The sequence below is a fragment of the Mycobacterium sp. AZCC_0083 genome, assembly GCF_014202335.1.
Lineage (GTDB): Bacteria > Actinomycetota > Actinomycetes > Mycobacteriales > Mycobacteriaceae > Mycobacterium.
In genome coordinates this window covers 38,535-58,226 of sequence record NZ_JACHGP010000016.1, presented here as the reverse complement: position 1 = coordinate 58,226, position 19,692 = coordinate 38,535, and the positions used below count along the sequence as shown (strand labels likewise).

Genomic DNA, 19,692 nt, shown 5'->3' with positions numbered 1-19,692 from the left:
GCGCGGCGACAAGCTACGGCGGGGCGAATGTTCATCGCGCCGAACTTGCTCGCGGTGGCCGTTTTCATGCTGTTCCCCCTGGGATTCTCGCTGTACATGGCATTCCAGAAATGGAATCTGTTCAACCCCGCGAAGTTTGTTGGGTGGGCGAACTTCCATCGGCTGTTCACCGGGGACCCGCTCTTCGCCATCGCGTTGCGCAACACCGCGGTCTTCACCGTCGGGACCGTGGTGCCAACGCTCGCCATCAGCCTCATCGTCGCCGCCACGCTGAACCGGAAAATCAAGGGGATCGGCGTCTTTCGGACCATTCTGTTCCTGCCGCTGGCCGTTTCGGCTGTGGTGATGGCCGTGGTTTGGCGCTTCGTCTTCGACACCAACAACGGCCTGCTCAACATCATGCTCGGCTGGATCGGGATCGGACCGGTGCCCTGGTTGGTCGACCCGACGTGGGCGATGGTCTCACTGTGCCTGGTCAGCATCTGGCAAAGCGTCCCGTTCGCCACCGTCATCCTGCTCGCCGCCATGCAAGGCGTACCCGAGGACCTCTACGAGGCGGCGAAGATCGACGGCGCAGGGGAAATGCGACGATTCTTCGCCATTACCCTGCCGCTGATCCGGAGCGCGTCGTCGTTCGTGGTCGTCATCTCGATAATCAAGTCGTTCCAGGCGTTCGACCTTGTCTATGTGCTTACCGGCGGCCACGGCGGTCCGGAGAGTGCCACGTACGTCTTTGGAATCATGCTGTTCCAGAACGCATTTGCGTTCACCGATGTCGGCTACGCATCTGCGCTTGCCTGGGTGATGTTCGCGATTCTTCTGGTCATCACGGTCCTGCAGCTGCGGTTCTCGCGCAGGAGCTCGCTGGAGCAATGATGTCGAGTCTGACCGAGCGTGTGATCAAGTTCAACGTCCTTCGCGCCATAGCCCTCTACACCGCGCTCACCGTCATGGCATGGTGCGCCCTCTTTCCGATCCTGTGGGCCGTGTCGGGCTCGCTGAAGAAGGAGCGCGACGTCACCGCGCCGGTGCTGTTACCACCCCGTCCGCAGTGGTCCAACTATGCCGAAGTCTTTGCACTGATGCCGTTCTGGCGGATGTTCCTCAATACGGTGTTCTACGCCGGATGCGTTACGACTGGACAGGTGTTTTTTTGTTCACTGGCCGGATATGCGTTCGCCCGCTTGCCATTCAAGGGCCGTGATGTGTTGTTCCTCGCCTATCTGGGCACCCTGATGGTGCCTCTCACGGTCACCGTGATCCCGCAGTTCATTCTCATGCGGACCTTCGGCTGGACGGACACACCGTGGTCGATGATCGTGCCAGGACTGTTCGGCAGCGCATTCGGCACGTATCTGATGCGGCAGTTCTTCCGCACCCTTCCCAAGGAGCTCGAGGAGGCTGCCACACTCGACGGCTGCTCCCCGTGGCAGGTGTATTGGCGGGTGCTGTTGCCGCACACCAAACCGGCGGTCATGGTGCTCGCAGTGCTCACCTGGGTGAATGTTTGGAACGACTTCCTATGGCCACTGTTGATGATCCAGCGCGACAACATCTCCCCGCTCACTCTGGGCCTGGTGCATCTACAGGGGCAGTACGTTTCGCGGTGGCCGGTGCTGATGGCCGCGTCCATGCTGATCCTGTTGCCACTGGTGATCATTTACGCCGTCGCTCAACGAGCCTTCATCCGCGGCATCGCCCTGTCGGGCTTCGGCGGCCGGTAAGCGCGACAGCGCGCAATGATTCGAGAGGCAGTTCATGGCATCGGTAGCCTTCGAGCAGGTGAGCAAGCGGTACCCGGGTTCGGGTCGGCTCGCGCTCGACCGGCTGGACCTCAGCGTTGGCGACGGCGAATTTCTGGTCCTCGTCGGACCTTCCGGCTGCGGGAAATCCACGTCGCTGCGGATGCTGGCAGGCCTCGAGACCGTCGACGATGGCGTCATCCGCATCGGCGCGCGCGATGTCACCGACGTCGATCCCAAGGATCGCGATGTCGCCATGGTGTTCCAGAACTTCGCGCTGTACCCGCACATGACGGTGGCACAGAACATGGGTTTCGCGCTGAAGGTGGCCAGGGTGCCCAAGGTCGACATCCGCGAGCGCGTCCTCGACGCCGCCCGGTTGCTCCACCTCGAGCCCCACCTCGACCGCAGACCCAAGGACCTGTCCGGTGGAGAGCGTCAGCGCGTGGCAATGGGCCGGGCCATCGTTCGTCGCCCTCAGGTGTTCCTGATGGACGAGCCCTTGTCCAACCTTGATGCGAAACTGCGGGTACAGACCCGCACCCAAATCTCCACGCTGCAGCGCCAACTCGCCACTACCACCATCTACGTCACCCACGATCAAGTCGAAGCCATGACCATGGGCGACCGCGTCGCCGTTCTGCGCGATGGAGTCTTGCAACAATGCGCCGCCCCACGCGAGCTCTACCACGCCCCTGTCAATGCCTTCGTAGCCGGCTTCATGGGTTCTCCCCCGATGAACCTCTTTACACTGCCGATTGTCAACCGATCGGTCTCCCTCGGCGATTGGATCATCCCGGTTCCACGCGAGATCGCTGACACCGCGGCCGAAGTGGGCGTCGGCATCCGTCCCGAGCACTTCGACGTCGACGGCCTCGGCGTCGAAATCGAAGTCGAAATGGTGGAAGAACTCGGCTCCGACGCCTTCATCTACGGCCGCGTGGTTGCCGGCCCCCATAACACCACCGCCGACGAACCCATCATCGCCCGTGCCGATTGGCGCAAACCACCCGAGCGCGGCGCGCGCACCCACCTCCGCCCAATGCCCGGCCACATCCAGTTCTTCGCCAACGACCCCGCTGGCCGCCGGCTGACGTAATCGGCGCCTGGCGTTCCATCCGAAGTGACGCTGGCGGGAATCGCGGGATAGGTGCTAGCAGGAACGACACCGTCGCGCCAGCCAGCAATGCTCGAAGGAACGAACATGTGGCGCGACCCATCAAGGAGACACATGGAGATGCGGACGGCGACGAGTGGGTCTACCTCGAACGCACAGCCCGATCCGTGGTTCCGGACGCGTTCGCCCGAGCAGGCGATTCACATTTGCGAGGCCGCCTACTACCCACACCGGCTCCGGTTGCTCGGGCCATCGAAGAGCTTCGGCCTCACCCAACGGGTCACCAGCGTGGGTCCACTGACCGTGGGAGAGGTCACTTATCAGACCGACGTTGCGATGCGCTTCGATGAGGCTCGAGCCAGCTATCACGTTTGCATTCCCCTCGAAGGCCGGCTGGAAGCGCGGCATTGTGGGCAGTACGTGATCTCGACTCCCACCCGGGCCTCGGTATACCGGCCCGACGCGGAGATCGTGATAGACCGATGGCCCGCTGGCAGCCACCATCTCGCGGTCAAGATCGACCAAGTCGCCGTCGATAGAGCACTGGAGAGACTGGTCGGCCGCCGGGTGGATTCCCTGATCGCCTTCGACGCGGCACTGCCGCTCAACACGAGCGCTGTCCAGGATTGGGTGCGGCTACTGCTGATGGTGAGTCGTCAGCTCGAGCGCCCGGATGGTCTGTTGAGGCATCCCCTCGTCTGGGACCCGTTGGTGGAAAGCCTGATTCATGGCTTCCTGGTCGTGGCCCACCATCCCCACCGCGACGCGCTTGACGCGCCCGCCGAGCCGGCCCGACCGACCGCGGTCCGCGACGCGATGGACATCATCGAAACCTGCCCCCAGATGCCGCTGACCACCGCGACGCTGGCGAGGCAGTGCAACATCAGCGTGCGAACCCTGCAGGAGGGATTCCGCCGACACTTGGACATGTCACCCATGGCATATCTCCGGACGGTCAGACTCCGCCATGCGCACCGGGATCTACGCTCGGGGCATCCCTCTCAAGTCACCGTCGCCTCAATCGCACACCGCTGGGGATTCAGCCACCTCGGCCGGTTCGCTGCCGCGCACAAGGCGATGTTCGGCGAAACACCGCTGCACGTCCTGCACTCTGCGCACTGAACTCACAGCATCCGGAAGCCACACTCGCGCGCCCGTGAGTGTGCCCGCTTCGCGCCCTGTAGCGAGATCGAACTGCGCGCAGCACAGTTCGAGCCAAGCCCCTCTGGCCCGCTCTCAACGAGCCCGCCTGGTGAGGCGTTCGGAGTCGCAGATGAGCAAGCTCTTGCCTTCGATCTGGATCCAGCCGCGGTGGGCGAAGTCGGCCAGCGCCTTGTTCACGGTCTCGCGTGCGGCGCCGACCAGCTGGGCGATCTCCTCCTGTGTCAGGTCATGCGTGACGCGCATCGCATCGCCTTCCCGCGTGCCGAACCGCTGCGCCAAACCCAGCAACTTCTTTGCGACCCGCCCCGGCACGTCGACGAAGATCAGATCGGTCAAGTCGCTGTTGGTGCGGCGCAGCCGGCGAGCCAGCACCCGCAACAGTCGCTCGGCGATCTCGGGGCGATCCTTGATCCACGCCTTGAGCGCGTCGCGGTCCATCGACACGGCGCGCACCTCGGTGATGGTGGTGGCGCTCGAAGTCCGCGGGCCGGGGTCGAAGATCGACAGCTCGCCGAACATGTCCGACGGGCCCATGATGGTCAGCAGGTTCTCCCGGCCGTCCGGTGACCGGCGACCGATCTTCACCTTGCCCGAAATGATGACGTAGAGCCGATCGCCTGGCTCACCTTCGGCGAACACCGTGTGCCCACGCGGGAAGTCCACCGGGTGCAGTTGCTTGGTCAGCGCGGATACCGCGCTGCGCTCGACTCCCTGGAACAGGCCGGCCCTGGCCAGAATCAGATCTGCGTCGCATGCACCCCGGTCCACGAGTCGCCCAACGACGTCGTCTGCCCCCAGGTACTGCACGCCTTCAGTTTGTGGCGGCAAGTCCGGCGTCCAGCAGGCACTCGGTGCGCTGCCCGGCGCCAAGTCGGCGTCGCAAAGTGCCGGGTCAACGTGCATTGGGAATTCTCCGATCAAGTGCCCGGAACGGGGTCCTCATCCCGAGAAGCGTCGCTGGCGAATTGACAAGCCGTACAGGCCTTTTCCTTGGACCCTGGCGCATCGTTACCACCCTCGGCCTTCGATCTCCATGGGTGCGAGGCTAAGCTAGTGGCTGGTAACATTCCCGTGGCTACCCCACAGTTCCGCGTTATCCGGCCAGGGATCCACGCTATGCGACGTGGTCGCATATCCCGATTACAACGACATTCGCCAAACGAGAACCTTTAGCCAAATAACGCGCAGCGCGGGGCTATCGCACCGCCATTGCCGACGGACTGTCTAGCCTCGGCATCATGCAACTCCGCATTCGAAACAGGTCGCTGTCGCGCACTCGCGACCCGTTGAATGCCCACTAAGTGTCATTGTGGCGGCGATCGGTGAAACATCGCCGCTACGGCTATATTTCACCTGCTGTATCGGAGACCGGATGAACGATGTGGGTGCCACATCGATGCGCGCGCTCTACGACGAGCACGGCACCCCGAGGTATTCGACGACAGCAAGAGGTCGGAGCGTGCGTGCCCAGTCACGGTCGCCCGCAACATGATCGTCGACAAGCGCCGCAGTTTGGGGTTCCGTGGCGAAGCCTGCGAGCCTGGCCTCTCGGGTACACCCGAGCGCGCCGGTTCGGACGAGGTCAACGCGTGCTGGACCGGCAGCTGATCGGCGAGGCACTGGCGCAGCTGTCGCCGCAGCACCGCGCCGTGATCGTGCGCTCGTATTACCTCGAGTGGACTACCGCGCAGATCGCCGACGATCTCCTCATCACCGAAGGCACCGTGAAGTCGAGGCTGCACTATGCACTGCGGGCGCTTCGACTCACCCTGCAGGAATAAGGCGATGCCCCTACCGACAAAACATGAGACGACACCGTGCACACGACGTGGACGACGTTCATGCAGAAGTGGATCGAATGCACGACCACGTCGATCCTGGCAGCGCGGGACAAGGGTGCCGCACCGGACGCCATTCCGGCGCAAGACCTGGCCATCTCCCCAAATCTGATGAACGAGCGGACGATGTTCGCCGCAACGCCCGCTGATTCGTCGCACCGGTATGCGAACATATGTTCGTGTCCGGTGGGCGGCAGCGAAGCGGGTCCGGTGCCACGATCCTGCACGCGGACCTCGACTCCTTCTACGCATCGGTCGAGCAGCGCGATGACCCGGCGCTGCGCAATCGACCGGTGATCGTCGGCGGCGGCGTCGTGCTCGCGGCCAGCTACGAGGCCAAGGCCTACGGCGTGCGCACCGCGATGGGCGGTCGCCAGGCGCGGCACCTGTGCCCGCACGCCATCGTCGTGCCGCCGCGGATGTCGGCGTACTCGCAGGCGAGCGATGCGGTGTTCGAGGTGTTCCGCGACACCACTCCCCTCGTCGAGCCGCTGTCGGTCGACGAGGCCTTCCTCGAGGTCGGCGGGCTCGCGCGGGTCTCGGGCACCCCCGTGCAGATCGCGGCGCAACTGCGGGTTGACGTCCGCGACCGCGTCGGCCTGCCCATCACCGTGGGCATCGCACGCACCAAGTTCCTGGCCAAGGTCGCCAGCCAGGAGGCCAAGCCCGACGGCTTGCTCCTGGTGCCCCCGGACCGCGAGTTGGCCTTCCTGCATCCGCTGCCGATCCGCAGGCTGTGGGGCGTGGGCGCCAAGACCGCCGAGAAGCTGCACGGCCACGGCATTTACACCGTCGCCGACGTCGCCGAGCTCAGCGAAGCCATGCTGGACTCGATGGTCGGCGGTGGCATGGGCCACCAATTGTTCGCGCTGTCGCACAACGTCGACCGGCGCCGGGTGGTGACGGGCGTGCGGCGCCGCTCGGTCGGGGCGCAGCGGGCGCTCGGCCGGGCCGGAAACACCATGTCGGACAGCGAGATCGACGCCGTCGTGATCAACCTCGTCGACCGCATCACCCGCCGGATGCGCAAGTCCGGGCGCACCGGAAGGACCGTCGTGCTGCGCCTGCGGTTCGACGACTTCAGCCGGGTGACGCGCTCGCACACCATGGCGCGCGCGACCGCGTCGACCGACGCCATCCTCGCCGCGGCGCGGGAGCTGGTGGCCGCGGCGGGCCCGCTGATCGCCGAGCGGGGCCTGACCCTGGTGGGGTTCGCGGTGTCCAACATCGACCGAGACGGCGCCCAGCAGTTGGAGCTGCCGTTCGAAGCCGTCAACGACGTGGTGGCGTTGGACGCCGCCATGGACGAGGTGCGGCAGAGGTTCGGCAACGCGGCGGTCATGCGGGGCGTTCTGCTCGGCCGCGACCCTGGCCTGGAGATGCCGATGCTGCCGGACTGATCGCCGGCTTCGCTCAAGACATTCCCGTCCGATACCGCCGCGGAGCGCTGTTAGGCTTTTTGACGGCGCGCAAGGGGGGCCATGGGTTTTCTAGATGAAGTGGGAAAGGTGCTCGACAAGGTCGAGGCCGCCACCCCTATCGACCTCATCACCGGCATCGCGGGCGTCGCAACCGACGTGCCCAGCCTGGTGGGTCACGTCGCCACGGGCGACATCGGACAGGCTATGGTCGACGGCCGCAAGGTCCTCGGCGACGGCAAGGACATCGCGCTTGGCCTGGGTAGCCTCGGCGCGAACTTGGGCCCCGTCCCAACCTTCCTCGAGAAGAACCCGGTAATGAAGCTCGCCGAATCCAAGGTGATAGCGGCTGCACAGCTAGCGATTGCGGGCATGAAGGCGACGACGGGCTCCGGAGATCCATACACCGGCGAGCAATTCCGAGATTCGAGCAAGCGCCTGGAAAACGTCGTCGAGACCCTCATCCATGCTGAGCCCCACGAGGATCGGTGGAATGGCACCGCCGCGCAGGTTTACAACGCGACGAATGCATCGCACAAACGACTTGCCTCAGAAGTGCAGACCGCGGACGCCGAGATCGCCGGCCACCTCGATACCGAGGCCGGTCAAGTCGACCGCACCCGACAGACGCTCAACGATGCATCGGACACGCTCACCAAATACGACTTGGCGACGGCGGCGATGAACCTGACTCCGCCAACCGCCGCCCTCAAGTTCGCGATGGACTGTGCCGCCGCAGCAGGAGCATTGGATACGGCCGGCGTCACGATGGCAGTTTTGGTCAAGAATTCTCTCGAGAACGCGGACCGCATTGGCAAGGCGTCGGAGCGCTATGGGGGCGCTGCGAAGGACACGTCCGGCACCCCCTTGGACCCCTGCGGCGCCGGCGAGGTCTTCCCGGTACCAATGAATGGCGAGGCGAGTCTCCCGCGCTCCGAACCCGGTGTGACGCCGCTACCGGGGAAGGACGACCCTATGGAGCTGCCGTCGCGGTCGAAGCCCGAAACGCAATACACCGTGCCAGAGCCCGAGGAGCCCACGGTTCAAGCACCCGCCACCCCATATGGAGCGCCAGCGCCTGGCGCTCCCCGCTGACGACGAACGGAACCTCGTGTCCACTGATCAAGAGAAGAACCTGGGCGTCCTGACCGAGCACATTCGGCATCTGGCGGAGAGACAGCAGGAGTCGGTCAATAAGATCACCGGCGCGAACCGGTCGATCGTTGATCCGGCACGCAACGTGCAAGACACACATGGAATGGTCTGCGAGGCAACCCATCTCGCCGTATCCGCGGCAGAGGAGGCACGCCGGGCCGCTGGAAGTGCATTGTTCAAGGTCTCGACGGAGTTGGGCGAGAAACTTAGTGCTGCTGCCGCACGGTACGACCACACCGACGCCGCCGGTGCCGATGCCATCAACGCTTGCGAGACCTAATGAATGGCAACTGGTCCGACGATTCGTGGGACGACGACGAGGACGACCACAGCCCCGCTGAGTCGATGCTGGATGCGCTCGACTTCTCCCCACCCGCCGTCGCCGACTACGTCGACGTTGGTCTGGACGCGGTCCTCCCGGACGACGATGAGGAACCTGGGCCCCAGACCATTTTCTTCACAGTGACGAACCCACCGGGCACGGTGTCGGCCACTGCACTGTTGGACGGCCGACCCATCCAGGTTACGTTGGCACCCCAAGTGTGCAACATGACTGAAAGTCAACTGGCCGAAGAGATTTCACTGATTGCCCGGCTCGCAAGTCAGAATGCCCGCGCCGGTCAACACCTGCTCGTCTCGGGGATGATGCAACAGATGGGGGAAGATCCGTTGACCGCGCGTAGCTACGCGGAGCATGAGCTTGGGCTCCCGACCGCTGAGACGGTGCTCGCCGATAAGGCGCAGATCTTCGCCACCCGGTACGCACACGAGGACTGACCCCTTTGATCGAACAATCGCAGCGTGGCCGGCGACGTCGCTGGCCACTGCTCATCGGCGCACTTGTCGTTGTCGTTGTCGTTGTGATCGCCGGCGCCGTCGGATGGTGGTTCACCGGCGGCGCCGAGTACTGGGCACGCTCCAGGTGGCAGCCGCCGAAGGAAGCACTCCTGTCGTCCATGAAGGTGCACCCCGCTCCAGGCTGGAAGACGAACGTCGCCGACTTGGGATTGCCCCCCGGGTCGACGATCGCCACCCTGGACGCTCCTTGGTTGCCAAGTCTTGTCACCAACACGCCGCCCCGCACCTATTTGTTGGTCAGCAGCCCAGGCCAGACCACACCTCAGTGGTGGCTAATCGGCGTGGACGCCACCAACGGCCACCGGCTGTTTCCGTCCGTCAAGCTGAATTCCTCAGCTGACATGCCGCGTTGCTTCCTCAACGGAGCTGCGGTGGTGTGCATTTCCGACGATCAAACCGCAGCCACCGCCTGGGTCATCGACGGGCAGAGCGGCGTACTGACCTACAACGGGCCGACCAACGTGCGCCTCATTACCGGCAAGCTCAAGGCCGCACAGTTCGGCAACTACTTGATCGCTGCAACGAAGGGCGAAGGCCTCTACGGCGTGGGACCGCATGGTGAGACCACGTGGTTCGTCCCCGGCGCAGGCGTCGTCGCGATTCACATCGGCGACATCGGGTTTCAAGGGGGAAGGAGCGAGGGCCCGGTCACGATGTTCTCTCTCCAGGATGGCAGGGTCCTCTCCCCTCAGTTCCCCAAAGGCGCCGACATGGGGTCGTGGGGCGACTTCGACGGTGGCTTCGCGGCCGAGTTCAGCGAGCACCTAGGGCAGTCGTTCATCCAATTCTTCGACACTGTAGGCAGACTCACGAACAAAACGCGCATCGACGGCCAACGGGTCGGTGGCACGACAGGAAACGTCACGGCGATCGTGCAGAGCGACAGCTTCGGAATCTACGGTCCCAGTGGCGACAAACTGCTCGACGTGTCCGGCGACCCGCCGTACGGCATGCAGTTGATCGGAACCACGCTCTGGATCGGGGAGAAGACCCCCACCGACGAAGGACGTTTTCAGTCCTACGATCTGCGCACGGGCGATGAGGGCAAGCCGTGCGCATTCGACATGATCGACGGCTACCTCGGCACCGACGGTTCGGTGTTCGTGGGCGCACCGCGAGACATCAAATCCGCCAACCTGGCCATGGCCTACGACCTCGCTACCTGCGACAGGGTTTGGTCGATCCCGAGGCCCGCGGGATCCCTGGCCAGAATAACCAGGATCGGCGACACGCTTGTCCGTACCTCCGACGACGGAACCGAATTGATGTCGCTGGTGGCGCCAAGCTAGGACACCGCTTGACCTCAACGACGATTGAGGTCATACCGTTGGCCGCATGGTCGCGATGCAACTGGGACGCTTTGGTCTGACGGTCGATCCCGAAGGGTTTGGCTCCGCAGGCCAGCTCGAGCAACTCGGATTCACCACTCTGTGGATCGTCGGCGGTCAACTCGACCGACTCGAACGGCTTGCCGACCTGATCCGAGCAACCGAGCGAGCCGTCGTCGGGTCGGCGATCATCCCTCCTGACGTATTCGACGCCGCGTCGGTGACTGCACTGTTCCACCGGGTGGAAGCCGTTGCGCCGGGCCGGCTTCTGGTGGGCCTCGGGTCACCGCACTCGGAGCGGCCACTCGCGGCCCTTGGCGACTACGTCGACCGCCTCGACGGCGCCGACCATCCGATACCGGCGCACCGGCGCATCCTGGCCGCGTTCGGGCCACGTGCACTCGACGTCGCGCGGGACCGGTTCGCCGGAGCCATGCCTGCGCTGCTCGTCCCCGACTACGTTGCGTCGGCGCGGCAGCGGCTTGGTCCCGATCGCATACTGTCGGTGGGCCTGTACGCCGTTCTGGATCGCGACGCCGATGCCGCCAGGGCAACAGCGCGCCAGCCACTGACGTTCCTGTGCGGCCTGCCCGCATACGTCAAATCACTGCTCCGGCAGGGCTTTACCGATGACGACATCACGAGTTTGAGCGACGGCCTCATCGACACGCTCGTCGCCCGGGGCGGCCCCGACGACGTCGCCGAACGAGCTCGTCAGTTGCACGCGGCGGGTGCCGACCACGTACACCTGACCGTGCTGCACGACGCGGATCAGCCTGCCGGGCTCGCCGCGGCCCGTGCGCTTGCTCCCGCGCTAGGGCTGCTCGACTAGACTAACTGTCCCGCAACGAATCCCGCGAGCAGCACGGCGAAGCCGCCAACCTCGCCGATGATCAACGCGATCATGCCCACAGTGAGCGCAGAGGTCGGGTGCTCGAACTGATTCGTGGTGTCGCGCCGGATGCCGTGGACGATGTACTCGAAGATCGCGGCGACGAAGAAGAACACCAGCACCATGGCCGCACTGAGATTCACCCACGTCGGCCAGGCACTGAGCTCGACGAAGACCGCCACCAGCACGGTGGCGAACGAATAGAGCAGCGCGGCCCGGTGAGCGATGTCGACGTAGGGGTGGGCGAGGTGGTTCTCCGAGGTGGCCATCTGCCGGTACTTCCAGATGCCCAGGACAAGGGCCAGCAGGAAGATCAGTCCCGCGGCCAGAATGGTCGAAATCGTGTCGATCCCGAGGGAGCTCACGGGCGAGCCGCGGTCCACTCGAGGAGTCGTTCGACGGGCCAGGTCGTGATGATCCTGTCCACGGGCACGTCGTTGTCGAGCGCGCGCTGGGCACCATAACCGAGGAAGTCGAGTTGCCCTGGCGCGTGCGCGTCGGTGTCGATGGAGAAGTCGCAGCCGATCTCCAGCGCCAGCGTCAGCAGCCGAGTCGGCGGATCGCGGCGTTCCGGTCGTGAGTTGATCTCCACCGCGGTGCCGTGATCACGGCAAGCGGTGAACACCTTCTCGGCGTCGAACTTCGACTCGGGACGCGTCCCTCGGTTGCCTTCCACCAGCCTGCCCGTGCAATGCCCGAGCACGTCGGCGTAGCCCTCGGACACCGCCCGCACCATGCGCCGGGTCATCGAGGCCGCATCCATCGCCAGCTTCGAGTGCACGCTGGCCACCACGACGTCGAGGCGCTCCAGCAGTTCCGGCTCCTGGTCGAGGCTGCCGTCGTCGAGGATGTCGACCTCGATGCCGGTCAGGATGCGCATCGGCGCGAACCGTTCCCGCAGCTCGTCGATCACGTCGAGTTGCTTCCGAAGCCGTTCCGGGGAAAGGCCGTTGGCGACGGTCAGCCGGGGCGAGTGGTCGGTCAAGGCGCAGTACTCGTGTCCGAGCGACTTGGCGGTGGCCATCATCTCCGTGATCGGCGCCGATCCGTCCGACCAGTTGGAGTGCAGGTGAAGGTCACCCCTCAGCGCCGCACGGATCTCGCCGCCGCCCAGATCAGTTGCCGCCCCGCGCAATTCGACGAGTGTGTCGGGTTCACGACCCGACCACGCCTGCGCGATGACCTTGGCGGTCTTCGGGCCGATCCCCGGCAGTGACTGCCAGCTGTTGGCTTTGCCGTGTTTCTCGCGTTGGGCGTCGTCGAGTCTCTCGACGGTGTCCGCCGCATTCCGGTAGGCCATCACGCGGCGCGAGTCCTCGCGAGCCCGGTCCTTGTAGTAGGCGATCTCGCGCAGCGCCGCGACGGGGTCCATGCCTTCCAGTGTGAGGGCTAGACCCGCCACCGCGGGTCACGTCCGCTGAGCGCGATCGCGCGATCGAATGCCCCTGCATCGTCGGAGACCGCGACGGCCGGCCCGAACAACCCCTCCACCGGTCCCTCCGCAGCGAACGACGCGATGTGTGCCAGCAGTGCCTCGGCGACCTCGTCGTCGACGTCGTAGTCCTGCCCGGTGGATCGCGCGACGTCCCACCCATGCACGACCACCTCGGTCAGTGCGACCATTGCGCACACCTCACCAGGAAGGTCCACGCCGCCAACGCGCGTCATGCCGTCCCACGCTCCCGGGTCGCGCCAGGCCTCGGCGAGCGCGGCCAGATTGGCCGGGTACTGAGCCCGCCAGTCGCCGTCCAATTGGTACCCGCCTTCTCCTGGTGGCGAGTCGGTGAATTCACCGAGGTCCTTTCGCGCGGCCGCGGCGAACGCCACGCCGAGTCCGCCGACGTGGGCGACCAGCTCACGCAGCGACAGCTTTTCGCACGGGGTACGCATGTCGAGTTCGTCATCCTTCAGGGCTGCCAGGACGGAGGTCGTATTCATACAAGCCGAGGTCATGTCGATCATGCCGATACCGACCTGGACCACTGGGAAAAGTCATCGCACGGCACATCGCAGGTTGCGGGTCTAGGCTTGATCGAGTGCGATTCGCCTTCAAAACATCCCCGCAAAACACCACCTGGTCCGACATGTTGCCGATCTGGCAGACCGCCGATGACATCGACGTCTTCGAGTCCGGCTGGACCTTCGACCACTTCTATCCGATCTTCTCGGACTCCACCGGCCCGTGCCTTGAGGGCTGGATAACCCTGACCGCGCTGGCGCAGGCCACCAAGCGATTGCGCGTCGGCGTGCTGGTCAGCGGCATCCACTACCGGCACCCGGCCGTGCTGGCCAACATGGCGGCGGCACTCGACGTCATCTCCAACGGCAGGCTCGAGCTCGGCATCGGCGCGGGCTGGAACGAGGAGGAATCGGGCGCCTACGGCATCGAGCTGGGCACCATCAAGGAGCGGTTCGACCGCTTCGAGGAGGCCTGCGAGGTGCTGACCAGCCTGCTCAGCAACGAGACCACCACCTTCGACGGCAAGTACTACCAGCTCAAGGACGCGCGCAACGAGCCGAAGGGGCCGCAGCAGCCGCACCCGCCGATCTGCATCGGTGGCAGCGGCGAGAAGCGCACCCTGCCTCTGACCGCGAAGTACGCCGACCACTGGAACTTCGTCGGCGGCACGCCCGAGGAGTTCGCGCACAAGCGTGACGTGCTCCACGCCCGCTGCGCGGACATCGGCCGCGATCCGAAGGAGATCACCCTCTCCTCGCACGTCCGACTCGGCGCGGACCGCGACTACGCCAAGGTGGTCGACGAGGCCGGGGCGCTCGGCAAGGAAGGTCTGGATCTCGCGATCATCTATCTGCCGCCGCCGTACGACCCGGTCGTGCTGGAGCCGCTCGCCGAGGCGATTCGGGACTCGGGCCTGACCAAGGCGTAACGCTCAGGTATCTCCGACGTCGACCACGTGGACGCGGACGCCGCCCGCGGCGATCCGGTCCAGCTGTTGGGGGTCGGCGGTTGAGTCGGTCACCAGATGATCGATGTCGCTCAGGGCGACCATCTTCGCGAAGGTGACCTTGCCGATCTTGGAACCGTCGACGGCGACCACGACGCGTTGAGCGTTGGCGGCCATCGCAATCGACGTGCGGGCCTCGGCCTCGTCGAAGGTCGTCGCCCCGATTTCGGCGGACATCCCGTCGGCACCGAGGATCGCGGTGCCGACGGTGATGACCTGGAACGCGTGCTCGGACATCGGGCCAACTGCCTCGAGGGAATTCGCCCTGACCAGCCCTCCTGTCATGATCACCTTCATGTGCGCGTCGACGGCGCAGTCGGCCGCGATCGTGAGCGAGTTCGTCACGATCGTCATGGTGGGCCTGCCCTTCAGCGCCCTGGCCACCTCGCCGGTGGTAACACCGCCGGTCAGCGCCACCGCCTGAGGGCCGGGCGGCACCAATGCAGCTGCGTGCTGGGCGATCCGGCGTTTGATGGCGATCATCCGGTGATCGCGTAGCCGCACGGGGATTTCGCTGCCACTCGGGTCCAGCGCCCGGGCGCCGCCGTGGGTCCGCACCAGCAGGCCTTGATCTTCGAGCTCGCTGAGGTCGCGGCGCAGTGTGGCGGCCGACACGCGCAGTTCGCCTTGCAGCACGTGAGAGGTGACCTCCCCGCGGTCGCGCAGCAGGGCGAGAACCTCGCGCATGCGGTCGGTGCGCTTGATCGACATCGTTGAAGACTCCTTGAGACCATGATCTGCGGGAGTGGAAACAGTCAGTTTTCCTGAGCGTTTCGCCGCTTGGCATTGCGCGCTTTGAGCGATCTTCTCATGATCGACGCATGCTCCAGACGCCAAGACCGAGAATGCCGGTGGCACCGTGACGCTTGCCTCCACCGGCGACCTGGTCGCGTCGGCCGCCGAGACGGACACCGCCGTGCTCGCGTTCAACGTGATCACCCTCGAGCACGCCGAGGGCATTGCCGACGGGGTCGAGCGGGCCGGAGTCGCCGCGGTGTTGCAGCTCAGCGAGAACACGGTCCGGTTCCACGGTGGCCGAATCGCGCCGCTGCTCGCGGCCTGCGCGCAGATCGCCACACACTCCTCGGCTCCGCTGTCGATCCACCTCGACCACTTCCAGGACGTCACGCTGATCGACGGAGCCATCGAGACGGCCGCCGACCTGGGCGCCAGTTCGATCATGGTCGACGCCGCTCACCTGCCCTACCGGGACAACGTCGACCGCACCCGCACGTTCACCGAGCGCGCCCACGCGGCGGGACTGTGGGTGGAAGCCGAGCTCGGCGAGGTCGGCGGGAAGGACGGCCAGCGCAAGGATGCGCACGCGCCGGGCGCTCGCACGAATCCGGACGAGGCGGCGGCCTTCGTCGATGAGACCGCGGTCGACGGTCTGGCCGTTGCGGTGGGCAGCTCGCACGCGATGACCACCCGCGACGCCACGCTCGACGTCGAGTTGATCGACAGCCTCGCCGCGGCCGTCGCCATACCCCTTGTCCTGCACGGCTCTTCGGGCGTTCCCGATGACCAGCTCCGCCTCGCCATCCACGCAGGCATCAACAAGGTCAACGTCGGAACCGCACTCAACGTCGCCTACACGGGTGCGGTCCGCCAGTCGCTCACTCCCACCACGAACGACCCCCGTGCGTTCCTCACCGCGGGCCGACAGGCGATCAGCGACGCCGTGGCCCAGCTGTGTCTGACGGTCGCTGGGGAGCGTGTTGCGCGATGAGTGTTGCACTGCAGGCGAATCCGCTCGCCGAGACGATCAGTCGGCACAAGGCCGGCGAAGCCGTCGGCATCTACTCGGTGTGCTCGGCGCATCCGACCGTCGTGCAGGCGGCCATCGAACAGGCCGACGCCGACGGAGGCTACGTCCTGATCGAAGCGACGTCCAACCAGGTCGACCAGTTCGGCGGCTATACCGGCCTTCGCCCCGCGCAGTTCCGCGACCTGGTCTTCGGAATCGCCGACGAGGCGGGTTTCGGACGCGAGCGCGTCGTGCTCGGTGGTGATCACCTCGGTCCGAACCGCTGGCAGCGCGAATCCGCAAGCGCCGCAATGGCCAAGGCCGAGGCGCTGATCGCCAGCTACATCGAGGCCGGATACACCAAGATCCACCTGGACTGCAGCATGTCGTGCGCCGACGACCCCGCGGTCCTGCCCGACGAGACAGTCGCAAGCCGCACTGCCAGGCTGTTACGGATTGCCGAAGACACCGCGCACCGCGCAGGGATCGACGCCCCGGTGTACGTCATCGGCACCGAGGTACCCGTCCCCGGCGGCGCGCACGAGACGCTGCACCAGCTCACCCCCACGCCTGCCGACCGAGCTCGGCGCACCATCGGTGCCCACCGTGCGGCCTTCGCCGAGCTCGACCTCGACCAGGTGTGGCCTCGCGTCGTCGCGCTGGTGGTGCAGCCCGGTGTCGAGTTCGACCACCAAGCGGTCATCGACTATCAGCGCGACGCCACCGCCGAGCTGCGTCACGTCCTCGACACCGAGGACAACCTGGTGTTCGAGGCGCACTCCACCGACTACCAACGCTCGGCCCAACTGCGCGAGCTGGTGGAGGACCACTGGGCCATCCTGAAGGTCGGTCCCGCACTGACATTCGCGATGCGGGAGGCACTGTTCGCGCTCGCCCACATCGAGTCGGAGCTCGTCGCGCAGGCGTCGCGATCGAACCTGATCGATGTCATCGAGCGCCGCATGCTGGCCGATCCCACCCATTGGCAGGGCTACTACGAGGACCGGGGCGAGCGAAGCGACGGGGGAAGCAGCCGGGGCGAGCGAAGCGACGGGGGAAGCAATAGTCCGCTCGCCCAGCGCACCGCCCGCCGCTACAGCTACAGCGATCGCCTGCGCTACTACTGGGCCGTCGATGAGATCGACGCTGCGCGCCAGATCCTGCTGGCCAACCTCGATCGAACGGGCATACCGTTGCCCTTGATCAGCCAGTTTCTGCCCATCCAATACGACCGGATACGCACCGGAAGGCTCGATTCCACTGCGCAGGCCCTGGTCGTCGACCGGGTACGCGACGCCCTGCGCCCCTACGCCCGTGCATGCAGCACTACTGGAGAGGTCGATGATTAGCACCCCCATTTCCGCCCAAGAAGACGGCGGCGCAACGATTCTCGAGATCGGGCAACAACCCGATGCGTGGCGGGAGGTCGCAGCCCGCTCCGACGAGCGTGCTGCCGAGTTCCTGCGCGACGTCGCGGGCCGCCCCGACCTTCGGGTCATCCTGACCGGAGCGGGCAGCTCGGCGTTCGCCGGGGAGATCGCCGCCCCCGCGCTTCGACGCCATCTCCACCGCCGCGTCGACGCCGTCGCGACCACGGACATCGTCGCCAGTCCCCTCGACTACCTGGAGCCCCACACCCCGACACTGCTGGTGTCGTTCGGCCGCTCGGGCAACAGCCCCGAGAGCGTCGCGACCACCGAACTGGCCGACGAACTCGTCGACGACGTCTGGCATCTCATCCTCACCTGTGACCGCGACGGCGAGCTCGGCCGTACGCACGGCGACCGCGCCAACTCGCTCGTCGTCTTCATGCCGGAGCGCACCAACGACAGCGGCTTTGCGATGACCTCGAGCCTGACCTCGATGCTGTTGTCGTGCTTGCTGATGCTGGCGTCGACTGAGCCATCCGATGCCGTCGCCCTCGCTCTCGCCGCCGAGCACGTCGTCGATCTCCAGCCCGACATCCGGGCGCTCGCGAAGTCGAAGAAGCAACGGTTCGTCTACCTCGGCAGCGGACCGTTGGAGGGACTTGCGCGTGAATCAGCGCTCAAGCTACTGGAATTGACCGCAGGCGAGGTCGTGACGTACTTCGACTCGCCCCTTGGGTTCCGGCACGGACCGAAGTCGGTACTCGACGGCGACACACTCGTCCTGGTGTACGTCTCGACGGATCCCTACACCCGTCGCTACGACCTCGACATCATCGCCGAGATCCGCCACCAACTCGGTCCCGACAGCGTCACGGTGATCAGCGCGGAACCGATCCCCTCGGAGCTCGGACACGCCATCGTTCTTCCCGGCCTCAGCGGGCTCGACGACTCGTCGGTTGCGTTGGCGTACTTGGTGTTCGCGCAGTACCTCGCGCTGTTCACCTCATTGGAGTACGGCAAGACGCCGGACAACCCCTTCCCCGCAGGCGAAGTCAGTCGCGTCGTGCGGGGCGTGAAGATCTATCCGATGGGCAGGTGACGGAACGATGGCTCACTATCTCGGGGTTGACGGTGGAGGGTCCAAGACCGCGTTCGCGCTGATCGACGACACCGGCCACGTCCTGGCCCGCGCCACCGCGCCCACCTCGTACTACTTCAATGATGGTTTCGACGTCGTCGAACGCGTTCTGGCCCAGGGCGTCACCGACATCTGTGGGCAAGTCGGCATCGAGACGTCCGACATCGACGCGGCGTTCTTCGGCATCCCCGGCTACGGCGAGGCCAGCGGAGACATCAAGCAGCTCGACGCCGTCCCGCACGGGGTGCTCGGGCACGACCGCTACAGCTGCGGCAACGACATGGTCTGTGGGTGGGCCGGATCGTTGGCCGGCGAGGACGGTATCAACGTCATCAGCGGCACCGGGTCGATGACCTACGGGGAACGCCAAGGCACTGGCCACCGAGTCGGTGGTTGGGGCGAACTGTTCGGCGATGAAGGCTCCGCGTATTGGGTTGCCGCGCAGGGGTTGAACGCGTTCAGCCGGATGAGTGACGGCAGGCTGGCCCGCGGACCGCTCTACGAGATGATGAGGGAGCGCCTGCAGATCTCCAGCGACCTCGACGTCGTCAGCCTCGTCATCGAGAAGTGGGGCGGCAACCGCAGTTCCATCGCCGCCCTGGCCACCACGGTCTGCCAGTCCGCCCGCCAGGACGACGAAACGTCCGCGAGCATCCTGGCCGCCGGTGCCGACGAACTCGCGACGCTGATCGAAACCACCCGTGTGCTAGTCGGTTTCGCCGATGACGAGCCGGTACCGGTGTCCTACTCGGGCGGAATGTTCTCCGACGAGGGGTTCCTCGCGCTGTTTCGTGCTGCCCTGCAGAGGCTGCCCGCCAAGTTCGACCTGCACACCCCGTTGCTCGATCCCGCGGTGGGTGCGGCCATCTACGCCGCCAAGCACAGCGGCCATCCGCTGACCAGCGGTGCCCTGCACGAACTCGCAACGCCCCGACCATGATCCGAGAGGTGAAGTCACC

General features: G+C 65.6%; 21 protein-coding genes and 1 pseudogene. 17 read left to right on the top strand and 5 right to left on the bottom strand.

The window, feature by feature from the left end; translation table 11 throughout:
* Positions 1–27 precede the first annotated feature (27 nt).
* The 4 genes from HNP02_RS32190 to HNP02_RS32175 all read left to right on the top strand — a co-directional run bounded on the left by HNP02_RS32190 (position 28) and on the right by HNP02_RS32175 (position 3,981).
* On the top strand, positions 28–876 hold the full coding sequence (locus tag HNP02_RS32190) for a carbohydrate ABC transporter permease (RefSeq protein ID WP_255507202.1): 849 nt from the start codon (positions 28–30) through the stop codon (positions 874–876).
* A complete protein-coding gene (locus HNP02_RS32185; protein WP_184444825.1) occupies positions 876–1,724 on the top strand; it encodes a carbohydrate ABC transporter permease in 849 nt (282 codons plus the stop codon). The genes HNP02_RS32190 and HNP02_RS32185 overlap by 1 nt, the downstream gene beginning before the upstream one ends.
* 34 nt (positions 1,725–1,758) lie before the next feature.
* Positions 1,759–2,841 (top strand): ABC transporter ATP-binding protein, encoded by a 1,083-nt coding sequence (locus HNP02_RS32180; protein ID WP_184444720.1) that lies wholly within the window; start codon positions 1,759–1,761, stop codon positions 2,839–2,841.
* Positions 2,842–2,973: 132 nt separating this feature from the next.
* Entirely contained in the window at positions 2,974–3,981 is a 1,008-nt protein-coding gene (locus HNP02_RS32175) for an AraC family transcriptional regulator (RefSeq protein ID WP_184444719.1), read from the top strand.
* A 114-nt stretch (positions 3,982–4,095) separates the two neighbouring features.
* Here HNP02_RS32175 and HNP02_RS32170 read toward each other — a convergent pair whose 3' ends face one another.
* Positions 4,096–4,791: a Crp/Fnr family transcriptional regulator gene (locus HNP02_RS32170; protein ID WP_375373735.1), complete on the bottom strand. Its 696-nt coding sequence runs from the start codon at positions 4,789–4,791 to the stop codon at positions 4,096–4,098.
* A 561-nt stretch (positions 4,792–5,352) separates the two neighbouring features.
* Between HNP02_RS32170 and HNP02_RS32165 the strand changes: the two are divergent.
* The 8 genes and pseudogenes from HNP02_RS32165 (at position 5,353) to HNP02_RS32135 (ending at position 11,452) form a co-directional block, all read left to right on the top strand.
* A pseudogene (locus HNP02_RS32165) lies at positions 5,353–5,804 on the top strand (sigma-70 family RNA polymerase sigma factor).
* A 60-nt stretch (positions 5,805–5,864) separates the two neighbouring features.
* A complete protein-coding gene (locus HNP02_RS44155) occupies positions 5,865–6,158 on the top strand; it encodes a hypothetical protein (RefSeq protein ID WP_375373734.1) in 294 nt (97 codons plus the stop codon).
* Positions 6,041–7,261 carry a DNA polymerase IV gene (dinB, locus tag HNP02_RS32160; protein ID WP_375373728.1) on the top strand — a complete coding sequence of 407 codons (1,221 nt, stop codon included), beginning with the start codon at positions 6,041–6,043 and terminating at the stop codon, positions 7,259–7,261. The genes HNP02_RS44155 and dinB overlap by 118 nt, the downstream gene beginning before the upstream one ends.
* A gap of 81 nt (positions 7,262–7,342) precedes the next feature.
* A complete protein-coding gene (locus HNP02_RS32155) occupies positions 7,343–8,374 on the top strand; it encodes an EspA/EspE family type VII secretion system effector (protein ID WP_184444716.1) in 1,032 nt (343 codons plus the stop codon).
* A gap of 16 nt (positions 8,375–8,390) precedes the next feature.
* A complete protein-coding gene (locus HNP02_RS32150; protein ID WP_184444715.1) occupies positions 8,391–8,714 on the top strand; it encodes an ESX-1 secretion-associated protein in 324 nt (107 codons plus the stop codon).
* On the top strand, positions 8,714–9,211 hold the full coding sequence (locus HNP02_RS32145) for a YbaB/EbfC family DNA-binding protein (RefSeq protein WP_184444714.1): 498 nt from the start codon (positions 8,714–8,716) through the stop codon (positions 9,209–9,211). The genes HNP02_RS32150 and HNP02_RS32145 overlap by 1 nt, the downstream gene beginning before the upstream one ends.
* A gap of 5 nt (positions 9,212–9,216) precedes the next feature.
* Entirely contained in the window at positions 9,217–10,581 is a 1,365-nt protein-coding gene (locus HNP02_RS32140) for a hypothetical protein (RefSeq protein WP_184444713.1), read from the top strand.
* A 46-nt stretch (positions 10,582–10,627) separates the two neighbouring features.
* Complete coding sequence (locus HNP02_RS32135; RefSeq protein WP_184444712.1) at positions 10,628–11,452, top strand: TIGR03620 family F420-dependent LLM class oxidoreductase; 825 nt, start codon at positions 10,628–10,630, stop codon at positions 11,450–11,452.
* Here the strand turns inward: HNP02_RS32135 and HNP02_RS32130 are convergent.
* The 3 genes from HNP02_RS32130 to HNP02_RS32120 are packed head-to-tail and all read right to left on the bottom strand — an operon-like array spanning position 11,449 to position 13,474.
* Positions 11,449–11,877, bottom strand: a complete 429-nt coding sequence (locus HNP02_RS32130; protein WP_184444711.1) for a hypothetical protein — start codon at positions 11,875–11,877, stop codon at positions 11,449–11,451. The two genes, HNP02_RS32135 and HNP02_RS32130, sit on opposite strands and share 4 nt — an antisense overlap.
* Positions 11,874–12,884, bottom strand: a complete 1,011-nt coding sequence (locus HNP02_RS32125) for a PHP domain-containing protein (protein WP_184444710.1) — start codon at positions 12,882–12,884, stop codon at positions 11,874–11,876. The genes HNP02_RS32130 and HNP02_RS32125 overlap by 4 nt, the downstream gene beginning before the upstream one ends.
* Before the next feature lie 17 nt (positions 12,885–12,901).
* Positions 12,902–13,474 (bottom strand): TIGR03086 family metal-binding protein, encoded by a 573-nt coding sequence (locus HNP02_RS32120; RefSeq protein WP_184444709.1) that lies wholly within the window; start codon positions 13,472–13,474, stop codon positions 12,902–12,904.
* Positions 13,475–13,548: 74 nt separating this feature from the next.
* On the opposite strand from HNP02_RS32120, the gene HNP02_RS32115 reads away from it, so the two are divergent.
* Positions 13,549–14,400 carry an LLM class F420-dependent oxidoreductase gene (locus tag HNP02_RS32115; protein ID WP_184444708.1) on the top strand — a complete coding sequence of 284 codons (852 nt, stop codon included), beginning with the start codon at positions 13,549–13,551 and terminating at the stop codon, positions 14,398–14,400.
* 3 nt (positions 14,401–14,403) lie between these two features.
* On the opposite strand, the gene HNP02_RS32110 is transcribed toward HNP02_RS32115, so the two are convergent.
* Entirely contained in the window at positions 14,404–15,189 is a 786-nt protein-coding gene (locus HNP02_RS32110) for a DeoR/GlpR family DNA-binding transcription regulator (protein ID WP_184444707.1), read from the bottom strand.
* Between the two features lie 148 nt (positions 15,190–15,337).
* Here HNP02_RS32110 and HNP02_RS32105 point away from each other — a divergent pair, with 148 nt between their 5' ends.
* Genes HNP02_RS32105 through HNP02_RS32090 form a run of 4 tightly spaced genes read left to right on the top strand, consistent with a single transcriptional unit; the run spans position 15,338 to position 19,673 of the window.
* Positions 15,338–16,207 carry a class II fructose-bisphosphate aldolase gene (locus HNP02_RS32105; RefSeq protein ID WP_184444706.1) on the top strand — a complete coding sequence of 290 codons (870 nt, stop codon included), beginning with the start codon at positions 15,338–15,340 and terminating at the stop codon, positions 16,205–16,207.
* Complete coding sequence (locus tag HNP02_RS32100) at positions 16,204–17,574, top strand: class II D-tagatose-bisphosphate aldolase, non-catalytic subunit (protein ID WP_184444705.1); 1,371 nt, start codon at positions 16,204–16,206, stop codon at positions 17,572–17,574. The genes HNP02_RS32105 and HNP02_RS32100 overlap by 4 nt, the downstream gene beginning before the upstream one ends.
* On the top strand, positions 17,567–18,694 hold the full coding sequence (locus HNP02_RS32095; protein WP_184444704.1) for an SIS domain-containing protein: 1,128 nt from the start codon (positions 17,567–17,569) through the stop codon (positions 18,692–18,694). Before HNP02_RS32100 ends, HNP02_RS32095 begins: the two co-directional genes overlap by 8 nt.
* Positions 18,695–18,701: 7 nt before the next feature.
* Complete coding sequence (locus HNP02_RS32090) at positions 18,702–19,673, top strand: N-acetylglucosamine kinase (protein WP_184444703.1); 972 nt, start codon at positions 18,702–18,704, stop codon at positions 19,671–19,673.
* Positions 19,674–19,692 lie beyond the last annotated feature (19 nt).

Coding starts and splice junctions, on each gene's coding strand:
- HNP02_RS32155 (WP_184444716.1), top strand. CDS start 7,343: ATGGGTTTTCTAGATGAAGTGGGAAAGGTGCTCGACAAGGTCGAGGCC.
- HNP02_RS32100 (WP_184444705.1), top strand. CDS start 16,204: ATGAGTGTTGCACTGCAGGCGAATCCGCTCGCCGAGACGATCAGTCGG.
- HNP02_RS32135 (WP_184444712.1), top strand. CDS start 10,628: ATGGTCGCGATGCAACTGGGACGCTTTGGTCTGACGGTCGATCCCGAA.
- HNP02_RS32185 (WP_184444825.1), top strand. CDS start 876: ATGTCGAGTCTGACCGAGCGTGTGATCAAGTTCAACGTCCTTCGCGCC.
- HNP02_RS32145 (WP_184444714.1), top strand. CDS start 8,714: ATGAATGGCAACTGGTCCGACGATTCGTGGGACGACGACGAGGACGAC.
- HNP02_RS32110 (WP_184444707.1), bottom strand. CDS start 15,189: ATGTCGATCAAGCGCACCGACCGCATGCGCGAGGTTCTCGCCCTGCTG.
- HNP02_RS32180 (WP_184444720.1), top strand. CDS start 1,759: ATGGCATCGGTAGCCTTCGAGCAGGTGAGCAAGCGGTACCCGGGTTCG.
- HNP02_RS32095 (WP_184444704.1), top strand. CDS start 17,567: ATGATTAGCACCCCCATTTCCGCCCAAGAAGACGGCGGCGCAACGATT.
- HNP02_RS44155 (WP_375373734.1), top strand. CDS start 5,865: ATGCAGAAGTGGATCGAATGCACGACCACGTCGATCCTGGCAGCGCGG.
- HNP02_RS32090 (WP_184444703.1), top strand. CDS start 18,702: ATGGCTCACTATCTCGGGGTTGACGGTGGAGGGTCCAAGACCGCGTTC.
- HNP02_RS32190 (WP_255507202.1), top strand. CDS start 28: ATGTTCATCGCGCCGAACTTGCTCGCGGTGGCCGTTTTCATGCTGTTC.
- HNP02_RS32125 (WP_184444710.1), bottom strand. CDS start 12,884: ATGGACCCCGTCGCGGCGCTGCGCGAGATCGCCTACTACAAGGACCGG.
- HNP02_RS32175 (WP_184444719.1), top strand. CDS start 2,974: ATGGAGATGCGGACGGCGACGAGTGGGTCTACCTCGAACGCACAGCCC.
- HNP02_RS32120 (WP_184444709.1), bottom strand. CDS start 13,474: ATGATCGACATGACCTCGGCTTGTATGAATACGACCTCCGTCCTGGCA.